Origin of the sequence: Streptomyces sp. NPDC016562 (genome assembly GCF_043076955.1) — a bacterium.
Classification (GTDB): domain Bacteria; phylum Actinomycetota; class Actinomycetes; order Streptomycetales; family Streptomycetaceae; genus Streptomyces.
The window spans coordinates 1,396,501-1,421,692 of the sequence record NZ_JBIBRZ010000001.1 but is presented as its reverse complement, the minus strand read 5'-3'; the positions used below and the strand labels follow the sequence as shown (position 1 = coordinate 1,421,692).

At 74.2% G+C, this 25,192-nt stretch carries 20 protein-coding genes and 2 pseudogenes; 12 read left to right on the top strand and 10 right to left on the bottom strand.

What is annotated here, in order from left to right:
* Positions 1-3: 3 nt before the first annotated feature.
* Positions 4-969 (bottom strand): ADP-ribosylglycohydrolase family protein, encoded by a 966-nt coding sequence (locus ACF059_RS06575; protein ID WP_392052241.1) that lies wholly within the window; start codon positions 967-969, stop codon positions 4-6.
* 58 nt (positions 970-1,027) lie between these two features.
* Here ACF059_RS06575 and ACF059_RS06570 point away from each other — a divergent pair.
* From ACF059_RS06570 to ACF059_RS06545, 6 genes and pseudogenes are all read left to right on the top strand, one after another.
* Positions 1,028-1,216, top strand: a pseudogene (locus ACF059_RS06570) (transposase); the annotation flags it as partial.
* A gap of 63 nt (positions 1,217-1,279) precedes the next feature.
* On the top strand, positions 1,280-1,849 hold the full coding sequence (locus ACF059_RS06565; RefSeq protein WP_392052238.1) for a GNAT family N-acetyltransferase: 570 nt from the start codon (positions 1,280-1,282) through the stop codon (positions 1,847-1,849).
* A gap of 165 nt (positions 1,850-2,014) precedes the next feature.
* Entirely contained in the window at positions 2,015-2,530 is a 516-nt protein-coding gene (locus ACF059_RS06560) for a hypothetical protein (RefSeq protein ID WP_392052235.1), read from the top strand.
* 75 nt (positions 2,531-2,605) lie between these two features.
* Entirely contained in the window at positions 2,606-4,240 is a 1,635-nt protein-coding gene (lnt, locus tag ACF059_RS06555; RefSeq protein ID WP_392052232.1) for an apolipoprotein N-acyltransferase, read from the top strand.
* 37 nt (positions 4,241-4,277) lie between these two features.
* Positions 4,278-4,790, top strand: coding sequence for an NUDIX domain-containing protein (locus ACF059_RS06550; protein ID WP_392052229.1), 513 nt, complete (start codon positions 4,278-4,280; stop codon positions 4,788-4,790).
* Between the two features lie 44 nt (positions 4,791-4,834).
* Complete coding sequence (locus ACF059_RS06545; protein ID WP_392052225.1) at positions 4,835-6,043, top strand: acyltransferase family protein; 1,209 nt, start codon at positions 4,835-4,837, stop codon at positions 6,041-6,043.
* 28 nt (positions 6,044-6,071) lie between these two features.
* Here ACF059_RS06545 and ACF059_RS06540 read toward each other — a convergent pair whose 3' ends face one another.
* The gene (locus ACF059_RS06540) at positions 6,072-6,848 is read right to left on the bottom strand and encodes a trypsin-like serine peptidase (RefSeq protein WP_392052223.1); all 777 of its coding nucleotides are present in this window, start codon (positions 6,846-6,848) and stop codon (positions 6,072-6,074) included.
* Between the two features lie 261 nt (positions 6,849-7,109).
* On the opposite strand from ACF059_RS06540, the gene ACF059_RS06535 reads away from it, so the two are divergent.
* Positions 7,110-8,399, top strand: a complete 1,290-nt coding sequence (locus tag ACF059_RS06535) for an ATP-binding protein (protein ID WP_392052221.1) — start codon at positions 7,110-7,112, stop codon at positions 8,397-8,399.
* A 28-nt stretch (positions 8,400-8,427) separates the two neighbouring features.
* On the opposite strand, the gene ACF059_RS06530 is transcribed toward ACF059_RS06535, so the two are convergent.
* The 5 genes from ACF059_RS06530 to ACF059_RS06510 form a co-directional block, all read right to left on the bottom strand.
* Complete coding sequence (locus ACF059_RS06530; RefSeq protein ID WP_392052219.1) at positions 8,428-9,102, bottom strand: hypothetical protein; 675 nt, start codon at positions 9,100-9,102, stop codon at positions 8,428-8,430.
* Positions 9,099-10,721, bottom strand: coding sequence for a serine/threonine-protein kinase (locus ACF059_RS06525; RefSeq protein WP_392052217.1), 1,623 nt, complete (start codon positions 10,719-10,721; stop codon positions 9,099-9,101). Before ACF059_RS06525 ends, ACF059_RS06530 begins: the two co-directional genes overlap by 4 nt.
* A gap of 123 nt (positions 10,722-10,844) precedes the next feature.
* On the bottom strand, positions 10,845-12,098 hold the full coding sequence (locus ACF059_RS06520; protein WP_392052214.1) for a Tm-1-like ATP-binding domain-containing protein: 1,254 nt from the start codon (positions 12,096-12,098) through the stop codon (positions 10,845-10,847).
* 47 nt (positions 12,099-12,145) lie between these two features.
* Positions 12,146-12,625: an NUDIX domain-containing protein gene (locus ACF059_RS06515; protein WP_392052211.1), complete on the bottom strand. Its 480-nt coding sequence runs from the start codon at positions 12,623-12,625 to the stop codon at positions 12,146-12,148.
* A 94-nt stretch (positions 12,626-12,719) separates the two neighbouring features.
* Positions 12,720-13,787: a cation diffusion facilitator family transporter gene (locus ACF059_RS06510; protein WP_392052208.1), complete on the bottom strand. Its 1,068-nt coding sequence runs from the start codon at positions 13,785-13,787 to the stop codon at positions 12,720-12,722.
* A gap of 178 nt (positions 13,788-13,965) precedes the next feature.
* Here ACF059_RS06510 and ACF059_RS06505 point away from each other — a divergent pair, with 178 nt between their 5' ends.
* From ACF059_RS06505 to ACF059_RS06495, 3 genes are read left to right on the top strand one after another with little or no spacing between them, the layout of a single operon-like run.
* Entirely contained in the window at positions 13,966-16,392 is a 2,427-nt protein-coding gene (locus ACF059_RS06505; protein ID WP_392052205.1) for an FHA domain-containing protein, read from the top strand.
* Positions 16,393-16,397: 5 nt separating this feature from the next.
* Positions 16,398-17,099 carry a hypothetical protein gene (locus ACF059_RS06500; protein WP_392052202.1) on the top strand — a complete coding sequence of 234 codons (702 nt, stop codon included), beginning with the start codon at positions 16,398-16,400 and terminating at the stop codon, positions 17,097-17,099.
* On the top strand, positions 17,099-18,106 hold the full coding sequence (locus tag ACF059_RS06495; RefSeq protein WP_392052199.1) for a serine/threonine-protein kinase: 1,008 nt from the start codon (positions 17,099-17,101) through the stop codon (positions 18,104-18,106). Before ACF059_RS06500 ends, ACF059_RS06495 begins: the two co-directional genes overlap by 1 nt.
* 45 nt (positions 18,107-18,151) lie before the next feature.
* On the opposite strand, the gene ACF059_RS06490 is transcribed toward ACF059_RS06495, so the two are convergent.
* The gene (locus ACF059_RS06490) at positions 18,152-19,435 is read right to left on the bottom strand and encodes a streptophobe family protein (RefSeq protein ID WP_392052196.1); all 1,284 of its coding nucleotides are present in this window, start codon (positions 19,433-19,435) and stop codon (positions 18,152-18,154) included.
* A gap of 130 nt (positions 19,436-19,565) precedes the next feature.
* Here ACF059_RS06490 and ACF059_RS06485 point away from each other — a divergent pair.
* Positions 19,566-20,834: pseudogene (locus ACF059_RS06485) on the top strand (DUF6777 domain-containing protein); the annotation flags it as partial.
* A gap of 371 nt (positions 20,835-21,205) precedes the next feature.
* Here the strand turns inward: ACF059_RS06485 and ACF059_RS06480 are convergent.
* Together ACF059_RS06480 and ACF059_RS06475 are read right to left on the bottom strand one after the other, a co-directional pair.
* Positions 21,206-21,673, bottom strand: a complete 468-nt coding sequence (locus tag ACF059_RS06480; protein ID WP_361947468.1) for a MarR family winged helix-turn-helix transcriptional regulator — start codon at positions 21,671-21,673, stop codon at positions 21,206-21,208.
* An 80-nt stretch (positions 21,674-21,753) separates the two neighbouring features.
* Positions 21,754-22,641 (bottom strand): hypothetical protein, encoded by an 888-nt coding sequence (locus ACF059_RS06475; RefSeq protein WP_392052193.1) that lies wholly within the window; start codon positions 22,639-22,641, stop codon positions 21,754-21,756.
* A 174-nt stretch (positions 22,642-22,815) separates the two neighbouring features.
* On the opposite strand from ACF059_RS06475, the gene ACF059_RS06470 reads away from it, so the two are divergent.
* Positions 22,816-24,873, top strand: coding sequence for a SpoIIE family protein phosphatase (locus tag ACF059_RS06470; RefSeq protein WP_392052190.1), 2,058 nt, complete (start codon positions 22,816-22,818; stop codon positions 24,871-24,873).
* The last annotated feature ends 319 nt before the right edge of the window (positions 24,874-25,192 follow it).

The window sequence follows — 25,192 nt, the reverse complement described above, 5'->3', positions numbered from 1 at the left end:
GCTTCAGCCGCGCCCGTCGCCCGCCGGGGAGCGCCCGGCGAGCTGCTGAGCCAGCCCCCGCAGGTCCGCCGCGTCCAGGACCCGGTCGCCGAACCCCGGCAGCGGCACATGGAGCGGGGCCGTCCACCGCTCGGGGACCTCCCCCTGGCCGTGCCGGGCCCCCGCCAGGGCCCCCGTCACCGCGGCCACCGTGTCCGTGTCCCCGCCCAGGTCCACCGCGGCCCGTACCGCGGCCGCGAACCTGGTGGTCGTCCGCAGCGCCCACACCGCGGAGCCCAGGCAGGGCCAGACGGCCCCGTTGAACTCGGTGGCCAGGCCGGGGTGCCAGTCGGGGGCGAGCACGCGGCCGTACCGCTCGCGGTGATCCGGGTGCACGGCGGCGAGGGCCGAGGGGAGGGCGGCCAGCGGATCGGCCCCGCACAGGGCGACGCGCACCAGCTCGTGGAGGACCGCCGTGCCCTCCCACGCGGCCCGGTCGCCATGGGTCAGCGCCGCGATCCGCCGGGCGGCGTCCATGGTCCCCGCCTGCCCGGCGGTGGCGAAGTACACCGCCGACGTCGCCGCCCGCATCAGGGATCCGTTGCCCGCGGCCCGCGCGTTGACCCGGAAGTGCTGGGCGGCGGCGCGGTCCCACGGCTCGCCGTTGGTCAGTACGTCCTCGGTCTGGAGGCCGATGTCCTTGGGGTCACCGGCCGCCCACCGCTGGAACCGGGCGAAGACGTCCGGGAGGTCTAGGCCGTCTCTTTCCAGCAGGGACTCGCCGACCAGGACGGCCATCTGCGTGTCGTCGGTCGCCTCCCCCGGATCCCAGCCGCCGCCCCCGCACATCTCCTGGCCGCGCGCGGTCAGCTGCCCGGGCGGGCCGAACTCGTAGGGCGCTCCGAGCGCGTCGCCCACCGCCGAGCCCAGTACGGCCCCCACGGCCCGGTCGAGGCGGGTGGTCACGGCGTCGCCACGGGTCGGATGCACGCCGTCAGCCTAGAAGATCGTCTCACTGGGTAGATGATTAGGCTGGTTGCCGTGATGGCGTATCGCGCGCAAGGGCGTGGAGTCATCACAGCGGCTGGGCCGCCACCGCTGGACTGTGGAGCGAACCGTGGCGTGGCTGGCCGGATGCCGCCGGCTGCACCGCCGCTACGAACGCAAGGCCGCACACGTCCTGGCCCTCGCCGGCATCGCCGCCGCACTCGTCTGCTACCGCCGGCTTGCCTGGTAGATGGCTTCCCGGTGGGCGGAATCTCATTGCGATGAATCACTCCGCGAGATCATCATGGCCGCTATGGAACGGCCGAGGCAGATCATCGAGTGCGGAGACTTCGCCCTGCGGCGCTGGAGGGGGCAGAGCGATTTCGATCGGGTGTTCACATTGATCGAGGAGTCTCTGGAGCACTTACGACCATGGATGCCGTGGGTCGCCCGGCACAGCGAGGAGGCCACTCGCAACTTCCTCGCGGAGGCCGACGCGAAGTGGCACAGCGGTGATGCGTACAACTACGCCATCACCCGGGCCGGCAGGCTGATCGGCATGTGTTCGACCTACCGCGGGGCCGAACCGCAGGGCTGGATGATGGGGTACTGGCTACACCCGGATGCCACCGGCCAGGGCATCGCCACGAGAGCGGCGGCGGCTCTGGCGACCGAGGTACTCGCCCTGCCGGACGTGCGGTATGTGGAAATCGCGCACGACCTGGCCAACGTCTCCAGCGGCGTCATCCCGCCCCGATTGGGCTTCGCCGAAGTCCGACGGGAGCAAGTGACACCCCCCGCAGCTCCCTCGGACAGCGGGATCGACGTGGTCTGGCGCCTGAACCGCCCCACTACACCCCTGAACGGCGTTGTCCCCACCTGACTACCTGAAACCGACCGAACTCAACGCCAGCCACTTCAGCACCAAACGAGACGACTTCTAAGGGCGCCGCCTGCGGGCCCCCGGGCTGCTCCCGGAGGGTCGGCGTGCTGGACCGGGTGGGCGGGGGACGTGGCGGGCGGGGGGAACGTGAGTACGCTGCTACACATGACGGGTCACCCACCGGGTCCGCTCTGGACGGGCCGGGCCTCCAATCGTGCGCAGTGGCTGCTCGCAGCGGCCGGTGCGGCCTGTGTGGCGCTCGGCATCGAGCTCGCCGTCGACAACGCCTGGACCTCCGGCTTCGTCCCCCTCCTGATGGCCGTCACCGGCTGCCTCGCCGCCGGGCTGCTCATCCTCTACGGCACGCTCGCGTTCGTGCACGTCGCCGTCACCGTCGACTCCGAGGCCCTGGAAGTGCGCTGCGGCCACATCGGGCTGCCCCGGCGCAAGATCCGGCTCGCCGAGGTGTCCTCCGCCCAGTTCGTGCCGCGCATCACCCCGCAGCAGTGGGGCGGCTGGGGCTACCGCTGGCGCCCCGAGAAGGGCACCGCGGTGATCGTACGGCGCGGCGAAGGCGTGGAACTGAAGCTCGGCGACGGGAAGCTGTTCACGGTGACCGTCGACGACGCCGAGAACGCCGTCCGGGTCATCCGCACCCACCTGCGCGCCCTCGCCCGCTAGACCGGGCCCAGGACGAGCCGCACGCCCCGCCCGTGCTTACCAGCGCTTTGTCCGCGGGGACGTACACTCCGCCAGATGAGCAGCAGTGTCACCCGCGCGGCCGGGAACGAGCCCCTGAAGCCCGTCGAGCCCGTCGAGCCCGTCGAGCCCGCCCCCGGGACCGAGGGTGCCGCCGCCCCCTGGTGGGGGACGCGGAAGGGGTTCTGGGTGGGGCGCGCACCGCTCGCCGTCCTCGCCGGCGTGCTGCTCTACCTCAGCTTCCCGCCCCGGCCCCTGTGGTGGCTGGCCCCCTTCGCCCTCGCGCTGCTCGCCGGCTGCCTGTACGGCCGCCGCGCCCGGGCCGGGCTCGGCCTCGGGTTCCTCGCCGGGCTCGGCTACCTCCTGCCGCTGCTCGTCTGGACCGGCGAGGAGGTCGGTCCGGTGCCCTGGCTGGCGCTGGCCGCGCTCGAAGCGCTGCTCATCGGCCTGAGCGGCCTCGGGATCGCCCTCGTCAGCCGTCTCCCGGCCTGGCCGCTGTTCGCCGCCGGCGTGTGGGTCGCGGGCGAGGGCCTGCGCGCCCGGGCCCCCTTCGGCGGATTCCCGTGGGGCAAGCTCGCCTTCGGACAGGCCGACGGCGTCTTCACCCCGCTCGCCGCCCTCGGCGGCACCCCGCTGCTCTCCTTCGGGGTGGCGCTCTGCGGGTTCGGCCTCTACGAAGCCGTGCGCATCGCCCGCGGCCACCCCGCCCGCACCACCGCCGCGCTGGCCGCGCTCACCATCGCCGCGCCGATCGGCGCCGGCCTCGCCGCCCGCCCGCTGGTCTCCGACGCGGCCGAGGACGGCACCGTCGTCGCCGCCGTCATCCAGGGCAACGTGCCCCGCCTCGGCCTCGACTTCAACGCCCAGCGCCGCCAGGTCCTGGACAACCACGTCGACCGGACCGTCCAGCTCGCCGAGGACGTCCGGGCGGGCCGGGCCCCGAAGCCCGACTTCGTCGTCTGGCCGGAGAACTCCTCCGACCTCGACCCGTACGCCCAGCCCGACGCCTACGAGGCCATCGACCGCGCCGTCAAGGCCATCGGGGTGCCCGTCGCGATCGGCGCCGTGGTGTCCCCGGAGACCGGTCCGCTGCGCAACACGATGATCCTCTGGGACCCGGTCGCGGGCCCCACCGAGACCTACGACAAGCGCAAGATCCAGCCCTTCGGCGAGCGCATCCCGATGCGCTCCTTCGTCCGGCTCTTCAGCTCCGACGTCGACCGGGTGCGCCGCGACTTCGGACCCGGCAGGGAGCCCGGCGTCTTCGACATGGCCGGCAGCGGCATCGGCATGGTCACCTGCTTCGAGGCGGCCTTCGACGACGCCGTCCGCTCCACCGTTCAGGACGGCGCCCAGGTGATCGCCGTACCCAGCAACAACGCCACCTTCGGGCGGACCCAGATGACCTACCAGCAGCTCGCCATGGACCGCGTCCGCGCCGTCGAGCACAGCCGGACCGTCCTCGTCCCCGTCACCAGCGGCGTCAGCGCGGTGATCCGCCCCGACGGCAGGATCACCGCGCAGACCAAGATGTTCACCGCGGACGCGCTGGTCGCCGAGATCCCGCTGCGTTCCGGCCGCACCCCCGCCACCGTGGTCGGACCGCTGCCGGAGTACGCGCTGCTCGCCCTCGCCGCGGGCGGCCTCGGCTGGATCCTGACCCGCCGGATCCGCACCCGCCGGGCAGCCTGAGGCCGGGGCCGGCGCCCAGGCCTCGTAGGGTCGGGGGATGACCACTCCCGATTTCATCCGCGAGATCCGTGCCACCGCCGGCCACCGGCTGCTCCTGCTGCCCGGGGTCACGGCGATCGTCTTCGACGACCGGGGCCGGGTCCTGCTCGGCCGGCGCTCCGACACCGGGCAGTGGTCCGTGGTCGGCGGCATCGCGGAACCGGGCGAGCAGCCCGCCGCGACCGCCGTGCGCGAGGTGTACGAGGAGACGGCGGTGCACTGCGTCCCGGAGCGGGTGGTCCTCGTCCAGATGCTGGAACCGATCACCTATCCCAACGGGGACGTCTGCCAGTTCCAGGACATCACCTTCCGCTGCCGCGCGACCGGCGGTGAGGCGCGGGCCAACGACCACGAGTCCCTGGAGGTCGCCTGGTTCGAGCTGGACGCGCTGCCGCCGCTGGAGCCCTTCGCCCTGGACCGGATCCACCGGGCCCTGAAGGACGAGCCCACCTGGTTCGAACTCCCCGCCGAGGTCACCGAGCAGCAGCGCGCTACAGTTCCGCAGATCTGACGGCTGTATTCGGACAGCCGTTCATCCGAAGGGACGGTCGAGTGATGGGCGCGCGCAGTTCGGCCGGAGCGTCGCAGCCGGGCGGCGGCGGCCGTACGCCAGCCGGAGCGTCCGGAGCCCCCGGAGCGCGCCTGGCGGTCCTCGACGGCGTGCGCGTCCTCGCCGCACTGGCCGTGCTCTTCTACCACTACGTGGTCCTCGCGAGCGCCTGGGGCGAACCGCCCGAGGCGCTCTTCCCGCACGCCCACCGGTTCGCCGTCTACGGCTGGCTCGGCGTCGAGATCTTCTTCCTGGTCAGCGGCTTCGTCATCTGCATGAGCGCCTGGGGCCGCACGGTGGGCGATTTCGCGGTGTCCCGGCTCTCGCGGCTCTTCCCCGCCTACTGGGCGGGCGTGGCCTTCACCTCCCTCGTGCTGTTCGCCTGGCCCGAAGTACGGCAGGTCACCTCGCTCAGCGACGTCGTGGTGAACCTGTCCATGCTCCAGGGCGGCATCGGGGTGCCCCACATGGACGACGCCTACTGGACCCTGTTCGTCGAGCTCAAGTTCTACGTCTTGTTCGCGGTCGTCGTCATGCGCGGCGTGACCTACCGCAACTGCGTCCTGTTCTGCGGGCTGTGGACCCTCGCCGGCGTCGTGGCCCCCGGCGTGGACAACGGCGTGCTGTCCTTCTTCGCGGTCCCGTCCTCCTCGCCGTACTTCATCGCGGGGATCGCCTTCTACCTGATGCGCCGTTTCGGGCCGAACGCCGTCCTGTGGGGCGTGGCCGGCACCCAGTTCCTCCTCGCGCAGCACCACGTGCACGCACGCATGATCGCCAGCCTGGGGCGCGGTGCGGCCGGGCAGACGCCCGCCTGGCCCGCCCACGTGATCATCGCGCTCGGCTTCCTGCTCATGGCGGCCCTAGCGCTCGGCGCCCTCGACGGCGTCCGGTGGAGGTGGCTCCCGCACGTCGGAGCCGTCACCTACCCGCTCTACCTGATCCACATGATGGCCGGGCTGACGGTCATCCATCACTTCCGCGACCGGGTGGCGCCCGTGCCCCTGGTCATCGGTGTGACCGCCGCCATGGTGACGCTCGCGTGGATCATCCACCGGTTCGTCGAACGCCCGCTCGGCCGGGCGCTGCGCGCGGGCCTGCGGCGCGGCGTGGAGGACGTCCGGGCGCAGAGCCCGCGCCGCCGGCCCTCGCTCGGCCTGCTCCCCGCCCAGCCGTCCGCGCCGGCCGGGGAACGGGTCCCGGCCCGCCGCTGACCTCCCGCGCCTTCCCGGCCCGCGACCGTCAGCCCGCGTCGGCGGCCTCCCGGTACAGCTCCACGGCCTGGTCGCCGAGCACAGCGCTGTACGAGACCTCCGGCACGCTCCCGCCGCCCTCGTAACCGCCCAGCACCCCCGTCAGGGCGCCGTCCACCAGCCAGGGGCTGCCACTGGTGCCGCCGCTGAGGTCGGGGCAGTCGATCCGGCGCTGGGTCGCGGACCAGAGCGTCGCGGTGTTGGCGCAGCGCAACGGGGCCTGCTCGGTCCGCGGGTACCCGATGACCGTCACCGCCGCCTCGTCCGGCTCCCCGGAGGCGACCGGGAAGCCGCCCACCAGGTCCTCGACGCTCGCGCCGCGGCCTTCGCCGTCCGGGGTCACCGTCGCGAACGCGATGTCGGCGTCCGGGTCCGCGCCGTCCGTCCAGCCCGTGGCCACGTGCACACCGGTGATCCTCCACACGCCGTACGGGGCCCGTCCGTCCCGGTAGCCCGGCGCGAAGACGGTGGTGGACGGGCTGTCCAGGCAGTGCGCGGCGGTGGCTATCACGTCGCCGCCGTCGCTGTGCACCACGGCGGCGGTGCAGAAGTGCCCGCCGTCGAGCCCGTCCGTGAAGAGCGCGCCCACCCGGTCCGCCGCGGCGTCGGCCGGAGCCCGCGCGGTGACGCCGAGCGGCGGTCCGGCGCCCGCCCCGGGCAGGTCCACGCCGGTCAGCGCGGCCATCGCCGTCAGCGCGAGCAGAATCCGTGACGCCCGCCGCGCACGGGGGCGCCGGGCCGGTCGGTGGAGCGTGCGGTGGATCATCACCCCACCCTGCCCGCCGAATCTGTGTCCGGAGCCCGAGATTCCGTATGAATCCGCTGTGAATCCTGTGAATCCCGTGAAGCCGCTGTGCAGGCCCCGCGACGGCGGCCGGCGTCCGCGGTGGCCGGCCTTCGGGCCACGACACCCGTCTATGGACGCCACGGAGAGTTTCCGGACCGCCTGTTGTGCACGACGGAGGGTGATCGCCCGGCCCCGCCGCCCTAGCCTCGCCGCAGGAGCACGAACGAGGGGCGGTACCCGGTGAACTGGCTCATCCACGACTACCGCGAGAGCGATCTCGCAGCGGTGGTCCACCTGATCGACAGCACGGCCGAACTCGGCCAGGAGTCGGTCTTCTCGCTCGCCGAGTGCATCAGCGCCCTGACCGACCGGCAGCCCTGCGTGGTCGCCGTCCACCAGGGCGTCCCGATCGGCGCGGCCCTCGCCTGCGTCACCGGCGAGCGGGCCTGGGTCATGCGCATCGCGATCGCCGCCGGATGGCGCGGCCGCGGCCTGGCCAGCGCCCTGCTCGTCGAGCTGGAGCGAAGGCTCATCGCCGCCCGCGTCGGGCGGATCGCGTACGTCCTGCCCGAAGAGGACATGCTCGGCGAGGGCCTGCTCAACGCCGGTTACACCCGGCAGCCGGCCGTCGCCTACTTCGAGAAGACCGAGCCGCTGCACGGCCCGGCCGCCGGCCTCCTCGACGACCTCGGCGGCCGCTTCCTGCCGAACGACCTGTGGGCCAAGGTCGCCGGCATGGAGAAGGAGAAGGACCTCATCGAACGGCGCGTGGTCCTGCCGCTCGCCGAGCCCGAGCGGGCCGCCTCGCACGGCGTGCGGCCACCGCGCGCCATCACCCTCTTCGGCCCGCCCGGCACCGGCAAGACCACCTTCGCCCGCGCCATCGCCTCCCGGCTCGGCTGGCCCTTCGTCGAACTGCTGCCCTCCCGTCTCGCCGACGAGGGCAATCTGGCGGCGGCCCTGCGCGACGCCTTCGCCAGGACCGCCGAGCTGGAGCGCGTCCTCGTCTTCATCGACGAGGTCGAGGAGATCGCGCCCGTACGCAGCGAGCCCGCGCAGCCCGGCGGAATCCACGGCGTGACGAACGAACTGCTCAAGCTGATACCGGGCTTCCGGGAGGGCGACGAACGGCTGCTGGTGTGCGCCACCAACTCCATCCGCTCCCTCGACCCGGCCTTCCTGCGGCCCGGGCGCTTCGACTACCTGATCCCGATCGGCACCCCCGACGCCGTGGCGCGCGCCGCGATCTGGTCCCGCTACACCGCGGGGCGCCCGGACGTCGACGTCAGCGCCCTGGTGGCGGCGACCGAGCTGTTCACTCCGGCCGACATCGAGCACGCGGCGCGGATCGCGGCGCAGGTGTCCTTCGAGCGGGACCTGGAGGCGGTGGGCGCGCGGGGCGCGGCGGCGGCGCAGCTGGGCGCCACCACGGCGGACTACCTGGCGGCGGCCCGCCAGTGCCGGCCGACGGTGACCCCGGCGATGACGGGCGAGTTCGAGGCCGACATCACGGCCCACGCCCGCTTCTGAAGCGCGTCCCTCCGGCCCGGGCGGCCCGTCACGGGCGGCACCGGTAGGTGAACTCCACGGCGGACGTGCGCCGTTCGGGCGACAGCAGCTGGAGTTCGGCCCGCGCCGGGTAGCTCCCCACGCCCTGGAAGGTCCACAGCAGGTGCAGCCGGGCCTCGCGCTGCCCGCGCGGCACCCGCTCGGTCAACGGCTCGGAGCGGGTGCCGTCGCTGCGGACCCAGCGGTAGGTGAGGGTCCCCGGGCGCCCGTTGGTCCGTACGGTGGCCACCACGTCGGCCGCCGCGTCGCAGGCCGGGCCCCCGGCAGCGGTGGTCACGGCCACGTCCCGGACCTCGATGGCGGGTCCGAACCGCTGCCAGCCGAGGTACGCGAGGACCGCGAGCAGCACGACCGCGGCGAGGGCGTAGCGCCGCAGTCCGGCCCCCCGGCGCGGGCCGGGCGCCGCGGCGACGGCCGTGACCGGGGGGAAGGGGGCGGGCATGGCCGCGGTGACCCCGGGCCCGAACCGGAGCACGGACCCCTCGACCCGGTCGGGGACGACCTGGGGGACGACTTCGGGAGCGGTTTCGTACGCGGTCTCGGGAGCCGCCTCGGGTGCCGCGTACGGCGCCCGGTCCGCAGCCGGCGGCGGACCGTAGAACCAGTGACTGCCGAGGACGGTGGCGCTGTAGTCGTCGCCCTGAGGGGCGTGGGGATCGTTCACCGGGGCACGTCCTGACAGCGCAGCAGGTACTCCGAGGCGGACGCGGAGGTGTTCCCGGCGGCGGGCTTGGTGGTGACCCGGACGCCGCCGTAGCAGCCGCGGTCGCGGCTGAAGGTATGGGAGGCGACCACTGGGGGCGTCGAGCCGGAGCCGGACTGGACCACGTACGCATCGGTGCCGTCGGAGACGGAGTAGGCACCCTGCCGGCCGCCCAGGAACCACTCCACCACGACGGTGACCGGACCGGTGCCCGTGGTGGCGAGCCTGATGGTCGCCTCGCCCCGGTAGACACCGGTCCTGAGCGAGACCTCGACGTGCGTGACCGTCACGGGCGCCGTCGGCGTAGGTCTCGGTGTGGCCGGGTGCGTGGGCGTCGGCGTGGGGGTGTGCGTGGGTGACCAGGTCACCGTGGGCCGATGGGTCGGTGGGGGAGTCGCCGACGGCGACGCCCAGGCGGACGGCGAGGGGCTCGCCGACGCCGAAGGGCTCGCGCTCGGCGACGGTGAGGGGGACGCGGACCCGTCCGGGGCCGGGGAGGCCGGACCGGGCGGCGCCGCGCTCGTCGTGGCGAACGCGCTCAACGCCGAGGTGGCGCCCGGGTCCGCACCGACCGCGTCGGTCGTGAACACCAGCAGCGCCCCCAGGACCAGCGCCACCCCCGCCGCGGACCAGCCGCTGCGGCCGGGAGCCCAGCCCGAGCCACCGCCCAGCGCGGTCGTGGCCTGCGCCGTGGTACCCGCCGACGCGCTCGCGGAGGGGAACAGCAGCGGCAACAGCGCGGCCAGCGCCGCCAGTTTGCGCTGCCCGCGCTCCTCCCACCGGGGCCCGTACGCGGCCCGGGCCACGCCCTCCAGCTCCGCCACGAACGCCTCGGCGTTCTCCGGCCTCTGTTCGGGCTCCTTGGCCAGGCCGCGCCGGATCAGCGGACGTACCGGCTCCGGGGCCTCGGTCTCCGGCACCGGAGCCTCGGTGTGCTGGACGGCGAGCTCCGCGAAGTTCTCCCCGTCGTAGGGCTTGCGCCCGGTGAGGCACTCGAAGAAGGTCGCCGTCGCCGCGTACACGTCCGCCGCGGGCGAGGCCGGCCGGCCCCGCCACTGCTCGGGGGCCATGTAGGCGGGGGTCCCGGCGACGCCCGGCGTGGTGCCGCGGTTCGCCGCGATCCCGAAGTCCACCAGCTTGGAGGATCCGTCCGCCGCGACCAGTACGTTCTCCGGCTTGTAATCCCGGTGCACGACGCCCGCCCGGTGCGCCGCGGCCAGCCCGAGCAGGGAACCCTTCAGCACGACCAGCGCGGCCTCGGGCTCGGCCCGCCCCGAGCGCGCCAGCAGCGCGCGCAGGGAGACGCCGTCCACCAGCTCCATCACGATGGCCGCGCCGCCGGGCGCCTCCACGTACTCGTACAGCCGCACCACGTACGGGGAGCCCAGCCCGCCCAGGAGGCGGGCCTCGGCCCGGAACCCGCCGACGAACGCGGGGTCCTGGCGCAGCCGGTCGGCCAGGTACTTCACGGCGACCGCCGTGCCCGTCACGTCGTGGACGGCGAGCACCACGCGGCCGCTGCCGCCCGATCCGAGTTCCCGGACCTCCGTGTAGCCGGGCACCGTCCACGCGTCGCTCATCGTCCCGCCCCTGCCTGTTGCATGTCGTGCTGAGCCGAGCTGTGCCGATCCGTGCCGTGGCGTCGCCGCATCCCCGGACCGGACGTCCCCAGGGACGTGATGCGCGCCACGGCCGGTTCCCGCTCAGGCCGCGGCGGACACCGCGCCGATCATCGCGTGCAGCCGGTCGGCCGCCGCGCGGCCGAAGGCCGGGTCGTTGATGTGCGTGTCGTAGTCGTACAGCCGGGCGGCGCTGCCCCGCAGTCCCTCGCGCAGCGCCGTGAACAGGGCCCCGTCCGCGCCCGGGTCGTGGTAGGGACCGCCCGGTGCGCCGAGCGTGGACAGTCCGCGCAGCGGCAGGCACACGGCCGTGGGCCCGGTCGCCGCGCACAGTTTGGCGGCGACCCTGCGGCCGAGCTCGGCGCACTCGGACGGCGTCGTACGGGTCACCGTGATGGAGGGGTTGTGGACGTGGACGCCCCGGTCGCGGACCCTCTGCGGCAGGCTCTCCAGCGGGCCGAACTTCACCATGTCCAGCGCCCCCAGGCTGACCACCTGCGGTATTCCCGCCCTCCCGGCCGCGCTGAGCCGGTCGGGCCCGGCCGTGAGGATGCCCCCGCACAGGTCGTCGGCGAGCTCGCTCAGGGTCAGGTCGAGCACGCCCGCGAAGACCCCCTGGCCGGCCAGGGTCTCCAGGGTGCGGCCGCCGGTTCCGCTGACGTGGAAGACCAGCACCTCGTAGCCCAGTTCCGTCAGCCGCTCGCGCGCCGCGTCCACGCCGGCGGTGGTCACGCCCGCCATGCTCGCCGCGACCAGGGGGCGGGCGCCCGCGCCCAGCCGGGGCGGCCGGGGTGCGAGGCAGGCGCGGGCGTAGGCCCGGGCCATCCCGGCGATCGCCTCGACGGCGTTGGTCAGGACCGGTCCGGAGACGCTGTTGATCCCCGCGATGTCCACCACGCTGTACATCATCGTGATGTCCGAGGAGCCGACGTACGGGGCGACGTCCCCGGACGCCATGGACGACACCATCAGCTTCGGCACGCCCAGCGGCAGGGCGCGCATCGCCCGGGTGGCGATGGAGGTGCCGCCGCTGCCGCCGATCGCGAGCACCCCGTGCAGTCTGCCCTCGGCGTGCAGCCGTAACAGGGTCGCCTCCGCGCCCCGGGCCATCATGGTCACGGCCGCGCCCCGGTCGGCGGCCGTACGCAGGTGTGACAGTTCCGTTTCCGCCGCCCGGGCGACCGCGTCACGCGGCACATCGGCGGGCACCCGGGGTTCGCCCATGATTCCTGTGTCCACGAGGACCACTTCGACGCCGGCGCGCAGCAGTTTCTCGCGCAGCCAGCCGTACTCCACACCCTTGGTGTCCAGGGTTCCCACCAGCACGACGTTCGTCATGTGTGCAATGTCCACGCGGCCGGCGATGTTGGCAAGGCTGCGTTCCGCTAACCCTTCAGTAGCTCCAACAGGCGTTCTAGGAAGGGAACTTGAGAGGGGATCAGCATGCTTGCGGCGTGGGGCGGATCGAACCAGGCGACCCGGTCCAGCTCCGGGAACTCCTGTACGTTTCCGGAGCGCGGCGGCCACTCCATGGTGAAGGTCCCGGGCACCATCAGCGCGGGGTCGAGGTCCGCCTCCACCGCCCAGATGGTCACCAGCTTGCCGCTGGTCAGCCGTACCTCGCCCAGCGGCAGGTACTCGCCCTCCGGCGGCGGCAGCCCGATCTCCTCGGTGAACTCCCGGCGCGCCGCGTCCCGTGGCGTCTCGTCCGGCCCGTACTCGCCCTTGGGGATGGCCCAGCCCCCGGCCTCCCGCCCGGCCCAGAGCGGGCCGCCCATGTGGCCGAGCAGGACCTCGACGCCGGTGTCCGGCTCCCGCCCGGTCCGCCGGAAGAGGAGCAGTCCGGCACTGCGCTTGTGCGTCATGGGTGCATGCATGCCCCGTGCGGACGCGCGCCAATGACCTGGGCGGCGACCGGGTCCGGCGACCGGGTCCGGCGACCGGGTCAGCGGTCGGTGGTCAGTGGTCGTGCGGGCCCTGCCGGTGGACCGGCCCGTGCGCGTCCGTGCAGTGGGAGTCGTACGGGTCCTCGCCCGCCCGGCCGACCGTGAGGAGGGAGTCCTGCGCGTGGTCCACCTGCAGCGTGGTGTGCGTGATCCCGTAGTCCTTCGCCAGGAGCCGCTCCAGGTCCCGGCGGACGGCGTGGCAGTCGCCCGCCGGCTCCACGAGCACGTGCGCGGACAGCGCCGCCTGCCCGGAGGTGATGGTCCAGATGTGCAGGTCGTGCACCTCGGTGACCGGGGGCTGCCTGACGAGCAGGTCACCGACCGCATCCGGGTCCACATGGGCCGGGGCGGCCTCCAGGAAGATCCGGCCGGACTCGCGGACCAGGCCGTAGCCCGCCTTGACCATGAGCACCACCACCACGAGCGTGGCGATCGCGTCGGCCTGCCGGAATCCGGTGGTGAGCACGATCAGACCGGCGACGGCGGTCCCGATGAAGGCGAACAGGTCGTTCAGGATGTGCTGGTAGGCGCCCTCGACCGCGAGCGAGGACCGGTTCGCCCGGGAGATGCACCAGGCCGCGGCCACGTTGACGGCGATGCCCGCCAGCGCCGTGACGAGGACGAGCCCGCCCTCGACCGGCGGCGGGTCGATCAGCCGCCGCACCGCCTCGTACGCCAGCCACAGCGCCAGCAGGAGCAGCGTGAGGCCGTTGGCCTGGGCGGAGAGTATCTCGGCGCGCTTGAGGCCGTAGGTGTAGCCGCCGCGGGCGGGGCGGGCGGCCAGCCGCATCGCGATCAGGGCGAGGACGATCGAGACGGCGTCGGTGAGCATGTGGGCCGCGTCGGAGATCAGGGCCAGCGAGTGGGCCATGACGCCGATGAACACCTCGACGGCCATGAACGAGCCGATCAGGCCGAGCGCGATCGCCAGCCAGCGCCGGTCGGCGTCGGCGGACACCCCGTGGCTGTGACCCCCGTGCGCGGCGTCGTGCCCGTGTCCGTGCCCGTGCTCGCGGCCTCGTCCCCGGCCCGGCCCGTGGTCGTGATCGTGGTCGTCGCGCGTGTGGTCCTGCCCGGTCATGGCGCCCCCGTCTCGTCGCGTCACCCGTGTGTTCGGTTCCGTCGCGTGAAGTGAAGCGCACCCGGACGGGATCGGCAAAGGCTGCAACGGGGACCGTTGTCATTACCTATAAGAGGCCTCTGACCTGCGACGATGCCCGGCCGATGCCGTGGCGGCGGGATCGTGGGAAAATCTGCTCATGGTCCAGCGCCCCGGTGTGCCGACCGCGCCCGAGCTAGTCCTGCAGACCGACCTGGGCTCCACCCCGATGAGCCCCGGCCGGACCTACCACGTGGGCAGGGACCCGCTCTGCGAGATCTGCCTCGACGACGCCCGCGTCTCCTGGCACCACGCCGTACTGCGCTCCGAGGGCGACCACTGGACGGTCGAGGACGAGGGCAGCACCAACGGCACCTACGCCGACGGCCACCGCGTCCAGGAGTGGAGCGTCGGGGTCGGCAGCGAACTGCGCTTCGGCAGCCTGGACGACGGCCCGCGCGCCGTCCTGGTCCCCGCGCGCGACCCCGCCGCCGCGTCCGCAGCCGCGTCCCCCGCCGCGTTCGCGCCGCCCTCCGCCCCCGCGCCGCCGTCCGGCCGGCCCTCCAGGGTCTCGAACCCGGCCGCGACCGGCACCTTCCGCCAGCCGACGAGCGTGCGTCCGCTGCCCGCCCGTACCGTCGTCCGCATCGGCCGCGCCCCGGACAGCGACCTCGTCATCGACGACCTGACCGTCTCGCGCCGCCATGCCGAACTGCGCGCCCTGGCCGACGGCACGTACGAGATCGCCGACCTCGGCAGCCACAACGGCACCTACCTCAACGGCTCCCGGGTGGAGCGGTCCGCGTTCCTCATCGAGGGCGACATCGTCGGCATCGGCCACTCGGCCTTCTGCCTCGTCGGCGACCAGCTCCAGGAGTACGTGGACACGGGCGAGGTCTCCCTCGACGTCCAGGGCCTGACCGTCGCCGTCGACCGCGGCCGCAAGACCCTCCTCGACCAGGTCTCCTTCCCCGTCGGCGCCAAATGCCTGCTCGCCGTCGTCGGCCCCAGCGGCGCCGGCAAGTCCACCCTGCTCGGCGCGCTCACCGGTCTGCGCCCCGCCGACCAGGGCACCGTCCTCTACGACGGACGCGACCTCTACCGCGACTACGCCGAACTGCGCAGCCGCATCGGGCTCGTCCCGCAGGACGACATCCTGCACGCCCAGCTCACCGTCCGCCGCGCCCTCACCTACGCCGCCGAGCTGCGCTTCCCGCAGGACACCGCCAAGGCCGAGCGCCGGGCCCGCGTCGACGAGGTGATCGGCGAGCTCGGCCTCCAGCAGCGCGCCGACCAGCCCATCCACAGCCTCTCCGGCGGCCAGCGCAAACGCGTCTCGGTCGCCCTGGAACTGCTCACCAAACCCTCGCTGCTCTTCCTCGACGAACCCACCTCCGGCCTCGACCCCGGCATGGACCGCTCCGTCATGCACATGCTGCGCGGCCTCGCCGACGACGGCCGGACCGTCATCGTCGTCACCCACAGCGTCCTCAGCCTGGACGTGTGCGACCTGCTGCTGGTCCTCGCACCGGGCGGGCGCATCGCGTACTTCGGACCGCCCCAGGAGGCACTCGGCTTCTTCGGGTTCGCGGAGTGGCCCGAGGCGTTCGAAGCGTTCGAAGACCAGCGGGACCGCGACTGGGCGGGGCAGTACCGCGCCTCACCCGTCCACCGCCGCCACATCGACGTCGCCGCCCGCCAGCCCCGGCTCGCCGGGGTGGCCGGTGAAGCCGGACGCGCCGGCGGGGCCGCGCCCCTGCCACCGCCGAAGGCGCAGAGCTGGGGCTCCCAGCTGTCCTCCCTGGTCCGCCGGTACGCCGCCGTGCTCAGCGCCGACCGCACCTTCATCGTCATCATGATCGCCCTGCCGTTCATGATGGGAGCCATGGCCCGCGCCCTCGCCGGGAGCACCCTCACCGCCGAGACGGCGCTGAACGCGCTGCTCATCCTGTGCATCGGCGGCGTGCTCACCGGCGCCGCCAACGCGGTCCGCGAGCTCATCAAGGAACGCGTGATCTACCAGCGGGAACGCGCCGTCGGACTGTCCCGCTCCGCCTACCTGATGTCGAAGGTGGTGGTGCTCGGCACGATCACGGTCGCGCAGGCCGCGGCCCTGACCCTCGTCGCCCTCGCCGGGGTGAAACTCAACGCACCGGACGGCAAGGGCATCTTCATGCCCCCGCTGATCGAGATCACCCTCGCCGTGGCCCTGCTGTCCTTCTGCGCCATGATGCTCGGCCTGCTGATCTCCGCCGTGGTGCGCAAGGAGGAGGTCACCATGCCGCTGCTGGTCCTCCTCGCCATCGTCCAGGTCGTCTTCTGCGGCACCCTCCTGAAGATCACCGGCGTCCCCGTCATCGAACAGCTGGCGTGGTTCGCACCGGCCCGGTGGGCGATGGGCGCGATGGCCGGCACGATCGACCTCGGTGCGATCGTCCCCGGCAAGGTCACCCAGGACCCGCTCTTCGCCCACGAGAAAGGGGTCTGGCTGCTCTGCATGGCCTGCCTGGTGGCCCTGTCCCTGCTCTTCGGTGTGCTGGTCTCGCGGCTCCTGCGCCGCCACGAGCCGGCCATCATGCGGAAGTAGGCCTCATGAGCAGCCCGATGGGCGATCCGGGGGGCGGAGCCGCGGGCTTCCGGCCCACCCACGTCGTGCCGCAGGACGGACTTCCCGCGTGGGAGTCGCCGGACGTCTCCCGGCCCACCACCCCGCTGGACCCCTTCCTGCCCGTCCGGCTGCTGACCCGGCAGGGCGAATGGGGGGAGGTCCTGTGCTCCAACGGCTGGTCCGCCTGGGTGGACGGGCGCCTGCTGGTCGCCGTACCGCAACCGCCGCCCACCACCGGAGGGCGGCCACCGGAGCGTGCCGACGACCCGCGGCCGCTGCTCGCGCGCAGCGCCGAGGTCCTGGACGGCTACCGGCGGGCGTTCGAGGAGTTCGCCTCGGGAAGGGTGACCAGCGAGGTCTTCCGGCGCTCCGTACGGGGGCTGCGCGTCGGCGTCGTGGTCGACGGGGAGTCGGTGTGGCTCTACGACGAGGCGGCGGGACGCTGGCTGTACGGCGACGGGACCCGCCTGGCGACGTACGCGGTCGCCACCGGACCCGGGGTCGCGCCCGGGCCCCCGTCACCGCCGCCGTCACCGCCCCCGACGGCTCCCGGCGTGGGGGCCGACGTACGGCGGGGTGCACCACCGGCCGGCCCGGCCGGGCCCGGGCACGGGGGCGCCCCCGACCGGCCCTCGCCGCACGACCCCACCCGGATCGTGGACACGCGTGACGCGGGAGGCGCGTGATGAGTGAGGAACCGGTCCGCGGCCGCCCCTCCGACCTGCGCGGGAAGCAGATCGCCGGGTACCTGGTGGAGAGCGAGATCGGACGCGGCGGCATGGCGGTCGTCTACCGGGCGCGGGACCTGCGGCTCGACCGGACGGTGGCACTGAAACTGCTGGCCCCCGAGCTGGCCCGGAACGACACCTTCAGGAAGCGGTTCGCCCACGAGTCGAAGGTGGCCGCGGCCATCGACCACCCGCACATCGTGCCCGTGTTCGAGGCGGGGGAGACCGACGGGCTCCTCTACATCGCCATGCGGTACGTCGCCGGGCAGGACCTGCGGGCGATGCTGGACCGGACGGGTCCGCTGCCGGTCGACACGGCCGCCCGGATCGCCGGCCAGGTGGCCTCGGCGCTGGACGCGGCCCACGACCACGACCTGGTGCACCGCGACGTGAAGCCGGGCAACATCCTGGTCGCCGAAGGCACGGACGTCGACCACCCCGAGCACGTGTACCTCACGGACTTCGGACTGACGAAGAAGTCGCTGTCGCTGACCGGGTTCACGAGCGTGGGGGAGTTCGTCGGAACCCTGGACTACGTGGCGCCGGAGCAGATCTCGGGGAAGCCGGTGGACGGCCGCTGCGACGTCTACAGCCTCGGGTGCGTCGTCTACGAGACCCTCGTCGGCGGCCCGCCGTTCGAGCGGGACGACGACATGGCCCTGCTGTGGGCCCACCAGTACGCCGTCCCGCCGCCGCTGACCTCCCGGCGGGAGGGGCTGCCGGCGGCGGTGGACGACGTCCTGGCCAAGGCCCTGGCCAAGTCCCCGGAGGACCGCTGGAGCACCTGCCTGGAGTTCACGGGGGCGCTGCGGCGGGCGGGGGCGAGCGCCCGGCGCAAGAGGTCCTCCACGGGGGCGGGGGCGTCGGGCTCCGGTGGGTCCGGCGGCGGGACGGTGCCCCCCGCGCCGCCTCCCGTACCGCGGTGGGCGCTGCCGGTGTTCCACGGGCCCGCAGGCCCGGGATAGCCCCGGGTCCGGTCCGGGTCCGGTGGGGCGGTCAGCGCTTCGGAGCTACGTCTGTGTCGCGGCGGGCTCGTCGACGCGGCCGCGGCGGTGCAGGGGGCGTGCGAGGAAGGCGCCCAGGAAGCCCGCCACCGCGCCCCACAGGAGGGCGAGGCCGACCGTACGCCACAGGACCGGGCGCAGCTCGACCTTGCCGCCGAGGCCGTCCCCCTCGCCGAGCCCCAGGAGGGAGAGGCCGAACTGGGCCTGGATCCGCCCCAGCAGACAGACGGCCAGGGTCGCCAGGGCCAGGGCCACGCCCAAGTGCAGGGCGTGTTGCCAGGGGCGCACGTGGGCGGGGGACCGTACGGCCGCCAGGACGCCCGTACCGAGCAGCAGGACGGCGGCCACCGCCACCAGCCACCACGCCCGGGAGTCCCGCTCCGCGAGCGAGGCCACGTCGACCGAGGACAGGTCCGGCCCGCGCAGGACCTGGTCCAGCAACTGCGGCATCGGCAGGCCGAAAGGCCCCTCGACCTTGCCCTCCCAGGCCCCGCCGAAGCCCAGGGTGAGCGCCAGCCAGGCGAGGTTGGGCGCACCCAGCAGGATCACGGCCAGGGTCCGCGCGGTGTGGCCCTGGGTCGCGGCCACCACCAGACCGACGCCGACGCCGATGACCACGTAGGCGAGGAGCAGGACGACGGTGGCGAAGGCGGCCGGGCGCAGCGCCGCGTGGAAGCGGACCAGCCGGGCCGGGAGCGGCGCGCGGCGCGAGACCAGCAGGGCGATGAGCAACAGGCCCAGGATCCAGAGCAGTCCGAACAGGAGCGTGGCCGGCAGGTCGGCCCGGAACCCCACGGTCGGCGCGGAGTCGAGGAGTTCGGCGATCTCCCCCAAGGGGGAATCGCCGGTGGAGATCCCGAAGGTCTGCCGGGCGAAGAGCGCGGCGCCGGTGAGTGCGAGCAGCCACAGCAGGGCCAACGGCGCCGCCCGGCCGAGGAGTTCGCGGGGACGGGCCACCGCCCGGTTGTGCAGCGGGCGCAGGAAGCAGTAGCCGGCCGTGAGGGCGCCGGCCAGGCTCACCGAGAGCGGGAGCACCGACAGGCCGGCGTCCGCTCCCGCCAGGAATCCGGCCCCGCCCGACACCTCGACGGAGCCGCCGGCCGCCATCACCACGACCGCGGCGACGACGTGGGGGAAGGCGCCGCCCGGCAGATCGTCCGCTCCGGCGCACGCCAGCCCGGCCGCGGCGACGGCCGTCATCACCACGAACCCCGCAACCACCGCGACGAGGGCGTCCCGCCATGCCCGCGCGAAACCCGCCGGGCCTGTCGATCTCGGCGTCTGGCTCATCCTGCCACCGTGACACCCGCGGCCCCCGGACACCACCCGGACGGCGCGCAGCCCCTCGGCTTGCGGGTACCACCCGGACGGCGCACACAATGGTCCCCAGGGAACTCACTCCTCATGGGAAGAAGAGCCCGTGACCACGCAACCTTCCGGCCAGGTGCCGTCATCAGAGCGCCCCACGGGGCCGCCCTCCGGCCCGCTCTCGGGCGGGCAGCACGGGCCGCCACCGCCGCCACCTCCCGCGCCGCCCGGCGGGCCGGGCGGAGGAACGCCCGGTGGGCCGGGCGGCACCGGCGGCGGGGGAGGCCCTGCCAAGGGACCCTGGTGGCGATCCGTTCCCCGGCTCGCCACCGCGCTCGTCGCGGTGGCGGCCGCCGTGGCCCTGGCCCTGGTCCTGACCCGGCCCGGCGGTACCCCCGACAACGCGGGCCGCGAGGTGTTCCTCCAACCGGTCTCCGCATCGGGCCCGGACCCGTTCACCGAGTCCACGGCCTCGAAGGAGGCCGCACCGCTGCCGGAGAGCCCTCCGCCCTCCAGCGGTGACACGGCCACTACGGCCGCCACGGCCACCGCGGGCACCACGACGGCCACCAGGAGCGTCAGCGGCGCCGCGCCGGGCGTGTACGGCGGCACCAGGGCCACCGCCAGCTGTGACGTCGAGAAGCAGGTGAACGCCCTGTCGGCGGAGCCCGCCAAGAACGCCGCCTTCGCCTCCGCCCTCGGCATCCAGCCGGCGGCCGTCCCCGGCTACCTCCGTTCGCTCACCCCGGTGCAGCTGCGGATGGACACCCGGGTGACGAACCACGGCTACCGCGACGGCCAGGCCACCGCCTACCAGGCCGTGCTCCAGGCCGGGACGGCCGTGATGGTCGACGACCGGGGCGTGCCCCGGGTGCGCTGCGCGTGCGGGAACCCGCTCGGTCCGCCGGTGGCGCTCCAGGCCAACCCGAAGCGTTACGGGCAGGTGTGGAACTCGTACCGGCCGTCGCAGGTGGTGGTCATCGCTCCGTCGGTGACGGTCGTGAAGAAGTTCGTGATCTACGACCACCAGGACCGGCGCTGGTACGAGCGCGACCGGCACGACCACTCGGGCAAGCACGACAAGCCGGTGCCGCCGCCGCCGACGCCGACCCCGTGGGTCACGCCGACGTCGCCGACCCCGTCCGTGTCGCCGTCTTCGCCCACGGCGTCGGAGTCCCGGTCGCAGTCTCCGTCGAAGTCCCCCTCGCAGTCTCCGTCGAAGTCCCCCTCGCAGTCTCCGTCCAAGTCCTCGTCGGAGTCCCCCTCGACGTCGCCCTCGAAGTCCACGTCCGAGTCCCCCGGGACCCCGAGCGCGTGCCCTCCGACGGACACGCCGAACGCCTCCTGCCCGCCGTCCCTGTCGCCGTCGCAGTCTCCTTCGGAGTCCGCGTCGGCGAGGTCGGGCTCGGAGTCCCCGTCCAAGTCGCCGTCGCCGAGCCTGTGCCCTCCGACGGACACGCCGAACGCCTCGTGCCTGCCGACGCTGGCCCCGACGTCCAAGCCGCCGTCGCCCACGCCGTCGCCGTCGGCCTCGGCGAAGCAGGAGCCCGAGCCGCAGTCCGCGCCGCCTCCGACGACGCAGAGCCCGGCGGCGTCGGAGCCGCCGGCCCCGCGGACCTCGGCCGCGCCGGAACCGAGCTTCACGGTCACCGGCCCCCAGCAGTTGCCGCCCCCGCCGACCACGCCGGCTCCCCAGCCCCAGGAGCCTTCGCCGGCTCCACCGGCCGAGTCCTAAGGGTCAGGTCCTAGGGGTCAGAGGGTGTCCTGGGCGCGGCTGTGGTCCTGGGGAAGGCCCGTCCCGCCCAGCCGGGTGAGCAGAGCGCCCAACGAGTCCACCTCCTGCGGAGCCCACTGCGGGGCGGCGAAGGACTCCGCCGCCACCTGCTCGGCCGCCTTCAGCAGCTCGCCCAGGCGCTCGCGCCCGGTGTCCGTCAACGCGGCGTACGCCACGCGGGCGTCGCGGGCGTCCGCCTCCCGCACCACGAGGCCGATCCGCTCCAACGGCGCCAGCCCCCGCGTCACGCCGGACGCGGTCATCCCGAGCGCCTCGGCGAGGTCCACCCGCCGCATCCGCCCGCCTTCGGCCCGCCCCAAGTGCAGCAGGGTCAGAAAATCGGCCAGGCTCACCCCGAACAACGCCCCCAGGCGGTTGTCGAACCGCCTCACCAGGGTGGTCTCCGCCTTCACCAAGCGCAGGCATACGTCCAGCGCATCACTCATTGCTACCTCCTTGACTTCTCAAGTATCCCGATAGATGCTTGAGGAGTCAAGGAGATGTGGAGCATCTCGGGGTTTCGGCGTCACCAGCCGCCGTCGAAGAAGGCCGCGAGCGCGGGCGCCGGGTCCGCGGCGGTGGTGGTGTTGGCCACCGCGACGACGAGCACGGCCAGCGACGACACGGCCGAGACGACACCGAGCGCCCCCAGCAGGCCCCTCGTTCGCCTGTCGGACGAAGCCGTTCGCGCCCGCCTCCTCCACAGCGCCACGCTCGCGCCGACCAGGGCGACCGCGACCACCCCGGCGATCACGGCCATCGCCGCGTGATAGCGCGCGAAGTCGCCGACCATCACCTCAAGGGCGGGCGAGGCCAGGTCATCCCCGTGCGGGGAGTCGGCCAGTTGCCGCCGGAGCTGGCCGAGGGTGTCGCCGAGCGTCCCCTCGGCCGCGCCGGCCTCCAGTAGCGGCAACAGCGAGGAGAACGGCGCCACGGCGCCCTGGACGTTGGCCATCACGACCGCCAGCGAGAACAGCGCGAGCGCCGTGACGAACGCGCCGGCCGACGCGAGCGCGGTCCTGGCTCCCGTCCTCAGCGGGCCGGCCGTCAGGAACGCCTTCCAGAGACGAACGCCGAGTGCGACGAGCACGACCAGCAGGAGCGCGGCGATCACGGCCTTGGCCACGTGGTAGCGGAACCAGTAGTCGACCACCCTCTCCACGCCCGGGGAGAACTCCCGTCCGCCGGAAGTCCCGTACGCGACGAACGCCTCGCGGACGGCCTCGACGAGGCTGCGCCGGTCGACGATGCCGTCGCCGGAGCCGTCCGCCGCCGCCAGCGCGCGCGGCGCGAGGAGGAAGGCGGCGACGAGGGCCGCCGCGAGGGCGGCGAGGGCGGCCAGCACGGCGAGCGTCCGGCCGTGGATGCCTGCGGAGCCCGACGGTGCTCGCGACGGTGCTGGGGGAGAGGGCAAAGGGATTCCTCCGTTCGAGGGGGCGTGGGGCGGCCGCCGGTGGCCTTCCGGTCACCCTCGCGCACCTGGGGGCGCCCGGTCACTGGGGTCCGCCGCCCCCGTGGGGGTGGGGCCTGCCCCACCTCCCTCGTGGCCCACGGGGACACCGGCCGGGGAGAGTGAGACCCTGGCTGCATGGCCCGTAGGGGAAGCAGCCCCGAGGTCGACTGGCCCGCGCGGCCGGACACGAGCCTTGCGCTCAACCGCATGGGCACCTTCGACTGGGACCTCGACAGCGGGCGGATGCATCTGGATCCCACCGCGCTCGAGGTCCTCGACCTGCGCCCGGACGAGTACGACGGAACCCTCGCCGGGCTCCGGCCGCGCCTCGCCCCCGCCGAGGAGGCCCGGCTCGACGCCCGTGTCGCGCAGGCGATCAAGGACGGCCGGAGCCACTACGGGGCCTACGTGCGCAGCCGCCGCCGGGACGGGTCCTCGGCCTGGACCCAAATCCAGGGCCACATCCTGCGGGAGCCGGACGGTCGGCCGTACCGCGTCATCGGGATCCTGCGCGACGCCGCCCACGACCCCGACGACCCCGGCGCCGACGGGGAACACGCCGAGGGCCGGCGGCGCATGACCGGCGTCGTCGAGCGGACCACCGCCATCCTCGCCCACGCCCGCACCGTCAACGACGTGACCGACGTCCTCAAGGACCCGGAGGCCCTCGGGCACCTCGGCGCGGTCAGCGTGATGCTGGGCGTCGTCGACGGCGGCCGCATCCACCTGGTCGCGGAGGGCCAGCTCGGCTCGTACGTGCCCGAGATCGAGTACACGCGGATCGACGCGCAGTTCCCGATGAGCGAGGCCGTGCGCACCATGCAGCCGGTCTTCATCGCCTCGCGGCAGGACTTCCAGATGCGCTACCCGCAGCTGTGGCCGTACATCGAGCCGCTGGAGGTCCGCAGCGGGGTCTACCTGCCCCTGATCGCGCAGGGACGGCCCGTCGGGGCGCTCGGACTGCTCTACCGGCGGGACGGCGATTTCACCGCCGAGGAACGCAACGTGCTGATGGCGCTCGGCAGCGGCATCGCGCAGAGCCTCCAGCGGGCCATCCTCTTCGAGCAGGAGCACGACCTGGCCGAAGGGCTCCAGCGGGCGATGCTGCCCCGCCGGATCCCGGAGGTGCCGGGCGCGCGGATCGCCGTACGGTACCGATCCGCCCGGATGGGGCGGGACATCGGCGGCGACTGGTACGACGTGATCCCGCTCGGCGACGGCCGGGTCGGGGTGATGATCGGCGACGTGGAGGGGCACGACACGGACGCGGCCGCCGTCATGGGGCAGCTGCGCATCGTGATGCGCGCGTACATCGTCGAGGGGCACAGCCCCGGTACGGCGATGGCGCGGGCCTCGGCCTTCCTGCGCGAACTGGAGACGGAACGGTTCGCCACGTGCACGTACGCCGAGGCCGACCTCACCACCGGGATGCTGCGGATGGTCCGCGCCGGTCACCTCGACCCGGTCGTGCGGCGCGGCGACGGCAGCTGCCACCGGATCCAGGTGGCGGGCGGGCTGCCGCTCGGGCTCCCGGCGCGCGAGCAGTCCGGAACCGGCTCCGGCTACCCGGTCACCAGCCTCGAACTGCACCCCGGGGACACGCTGGTGCTGTGCACGGACGGCCTGATCGAACGCCCCGGCGCGGACCAGGACACCGGGATGCGGGAGCTCATGGCGGCGGTGCGCGGTGGCCCGGCGGACGTGGAGGAGCTGGCCGACGTGCTGTGCGACCTGGTCGGCGACTCAGGTGGCGGGGACGACATGGCCCTGCTCGTCCTGCGCCGCCGCGGTACGCCCCTCGCGCGGGGCGGCGGGCCGCTGCGCCAGCGGCTGGAGCCGGGCGACCCGGAGGCGCCGGCGTTGGCGCGGCACCTGATCCGGGCGGCGGCGGACGCGTGGGGGGCGTCGGACCGGGCCGACGAGATCGAGCTGGCGGCGGATGAGCTGATGACCAACGCGCTGGTGCACACGGAGAGCGGCGGTGACGTCAGCCTGCGGCTCACGGGGCAGGGGCGGATCCGGATCGAGGTCGAGGACGGCAGTAGCGCGCTGCCGAGGCGGCGGGAGGCGGGGGACTGGGCGGTCTCGGGGCGGGGATTGCTGCTGGTGGAGCGGCTGGCGGATGAGTGGGGGGTGGAGGCGCGGGGTGGGGGGAAGTGTGTGTGGTGCGAGTTCGCCGTGGCGGCGGGCTAGGCCGGGGGTGGGGGGCGGGGTGGGGCGGTGCCGTGCCGTGCCCTGCGGGGCGGTGCGGGCGTTTGCGGGCGTGCGGCGGGGTCGGGGGTGGGGCCGGGGGCGGGGGGGGGGGGGGGGGGGGGGGGGGGGGGGGGGCGGGGGGCGCGGGGGGGGGGGGGGGGGGGGGGGGCGGGGCCCGGGGGCGGGGGGGGGGGGGCGGGGGGGGGCCCCCCCCCCGCGGGGGGGGGGGGGGGGGGCTTGGGGGGGGGGCGGTGCCCCTGCGGGGGCTCTCCTCGGCTTGCGAACCCTGGCGGGGTCGGAGACCGCGGCGGCGGCTGGT

Bases quoted from the DNA above. Each gene is read 5' to 3' on its own strand.
- ACF059_RS06565 (WP_392052238.1), top strand. From the start codon at position 1,280: ATGGAACGGCCGAGGCAGATCATCGAGTGCGGAGACTTCGCCCTGCGG.
- ACF059_RS06560 (WP_392052235.1), top strand. From the start codon at position 2,015: ATGACGGGTCACCCACCGGGTCCGCTCTGGACGGGCCGGGCCTCCAAT.
- lnt (WP_392052232.1), top strand. From the start codon at position 2,606: ATGAGCAGCAGTGTCACCCGCGCGGCCGGGAACGAGCCCCTGAAGCCC.
- ACF059_RS06550 (WP_392052229.1), top strand. From the start codon at position 4,278: ATGACCACTCCCGATTTCATCCGCGAGATCCGTGCCACCGCCGGCCAC.
- ACF059_RS06545 (WP_392052225.1), top strand. From the start codon at position 4,835: ATGGGCGCGCGCAGTTCGGCCGGAGCGTCGCAGCCGGGCGGCGGCGGC.
- ACF059_RS06540 (WP_392052223.1), bottom strand. From the start codon at position 6,848: ATGATCCACCGCACGCTCCACCGACCGGCCCGGCGCCCCCGTGCGCGG.
- ACF059_RS06525 (WP_392052217.1), bottom strand. From the start codon at position 10,721: ATGAGCGACGCGTGGACGGTGCCCGGCTACACGGAGGTCCGGGAACTC.
- ACF059_RS06520 (WP_392052214.1), bottom strand. From the start codon at position 12,098: ATGACGAACGTCGTGCTGGTGGGAACCCTGGACACCAAGGGTGTGGAG.
- ACF059_RS06515 (WP_392052211.1), bottom strand. From the start codon at position 12,625: ATGACGCACAAGCGCAGTGCCGGACTGCTCCTCTTCCGGCGGACCGGG.
- ACF059_RS06510 (WP_392052208.1), bottom strand. From the start codon at position 13,787: ATGACCGGGCAGGACCACACGCGCGACGACCACGATCACGACCACGGG.
- ACF059_RS06505 (WP_392052205.1), top strand. From the start codon at position 13,966: ATGGTCCAGCGCCCCGGTGTGCCGACCGCGCCCGAGCTAGTCCTGCAG.
- ACF059_RS06500 (WP_392052202.1), top strand. From the start codon at position 16,398: ATGAGCAGCCCGATGGGCGATCCGGGGGGCGGAGCCGCGGGCTTCCGG.
- ACF059_RS06495 (WP_392052199.1), top strand. From the start codon at position 17,099: ATGAGTGAGGAACCGGTCCGCGGCCGCCCCTCCGACCTGCGCGGGAAG.
- ACF059_RS06490 (WP_392052196.1), bottom strand. From the start codon at position 19,435: ATGAGCCAGACGCCGAGATCGACAGGCCCGGCGGGTTTCGCGCGGGCA.
- ACF059_RS06480 (WP_361947468.1), bottom strand. From the start codon at position 21,673: ATGAGTGATGCGCTGGACGTATGCCTGCGCTTGGTGAAGGCGGAGACC.
- ACF059_RS06470 (WP_392052190.1), top strand. From the start codon at position 22,816: ATGGCCCGTAGGGGAAGCAGCCCCGAGGTCGACTGGCCCGCGCGGCCG.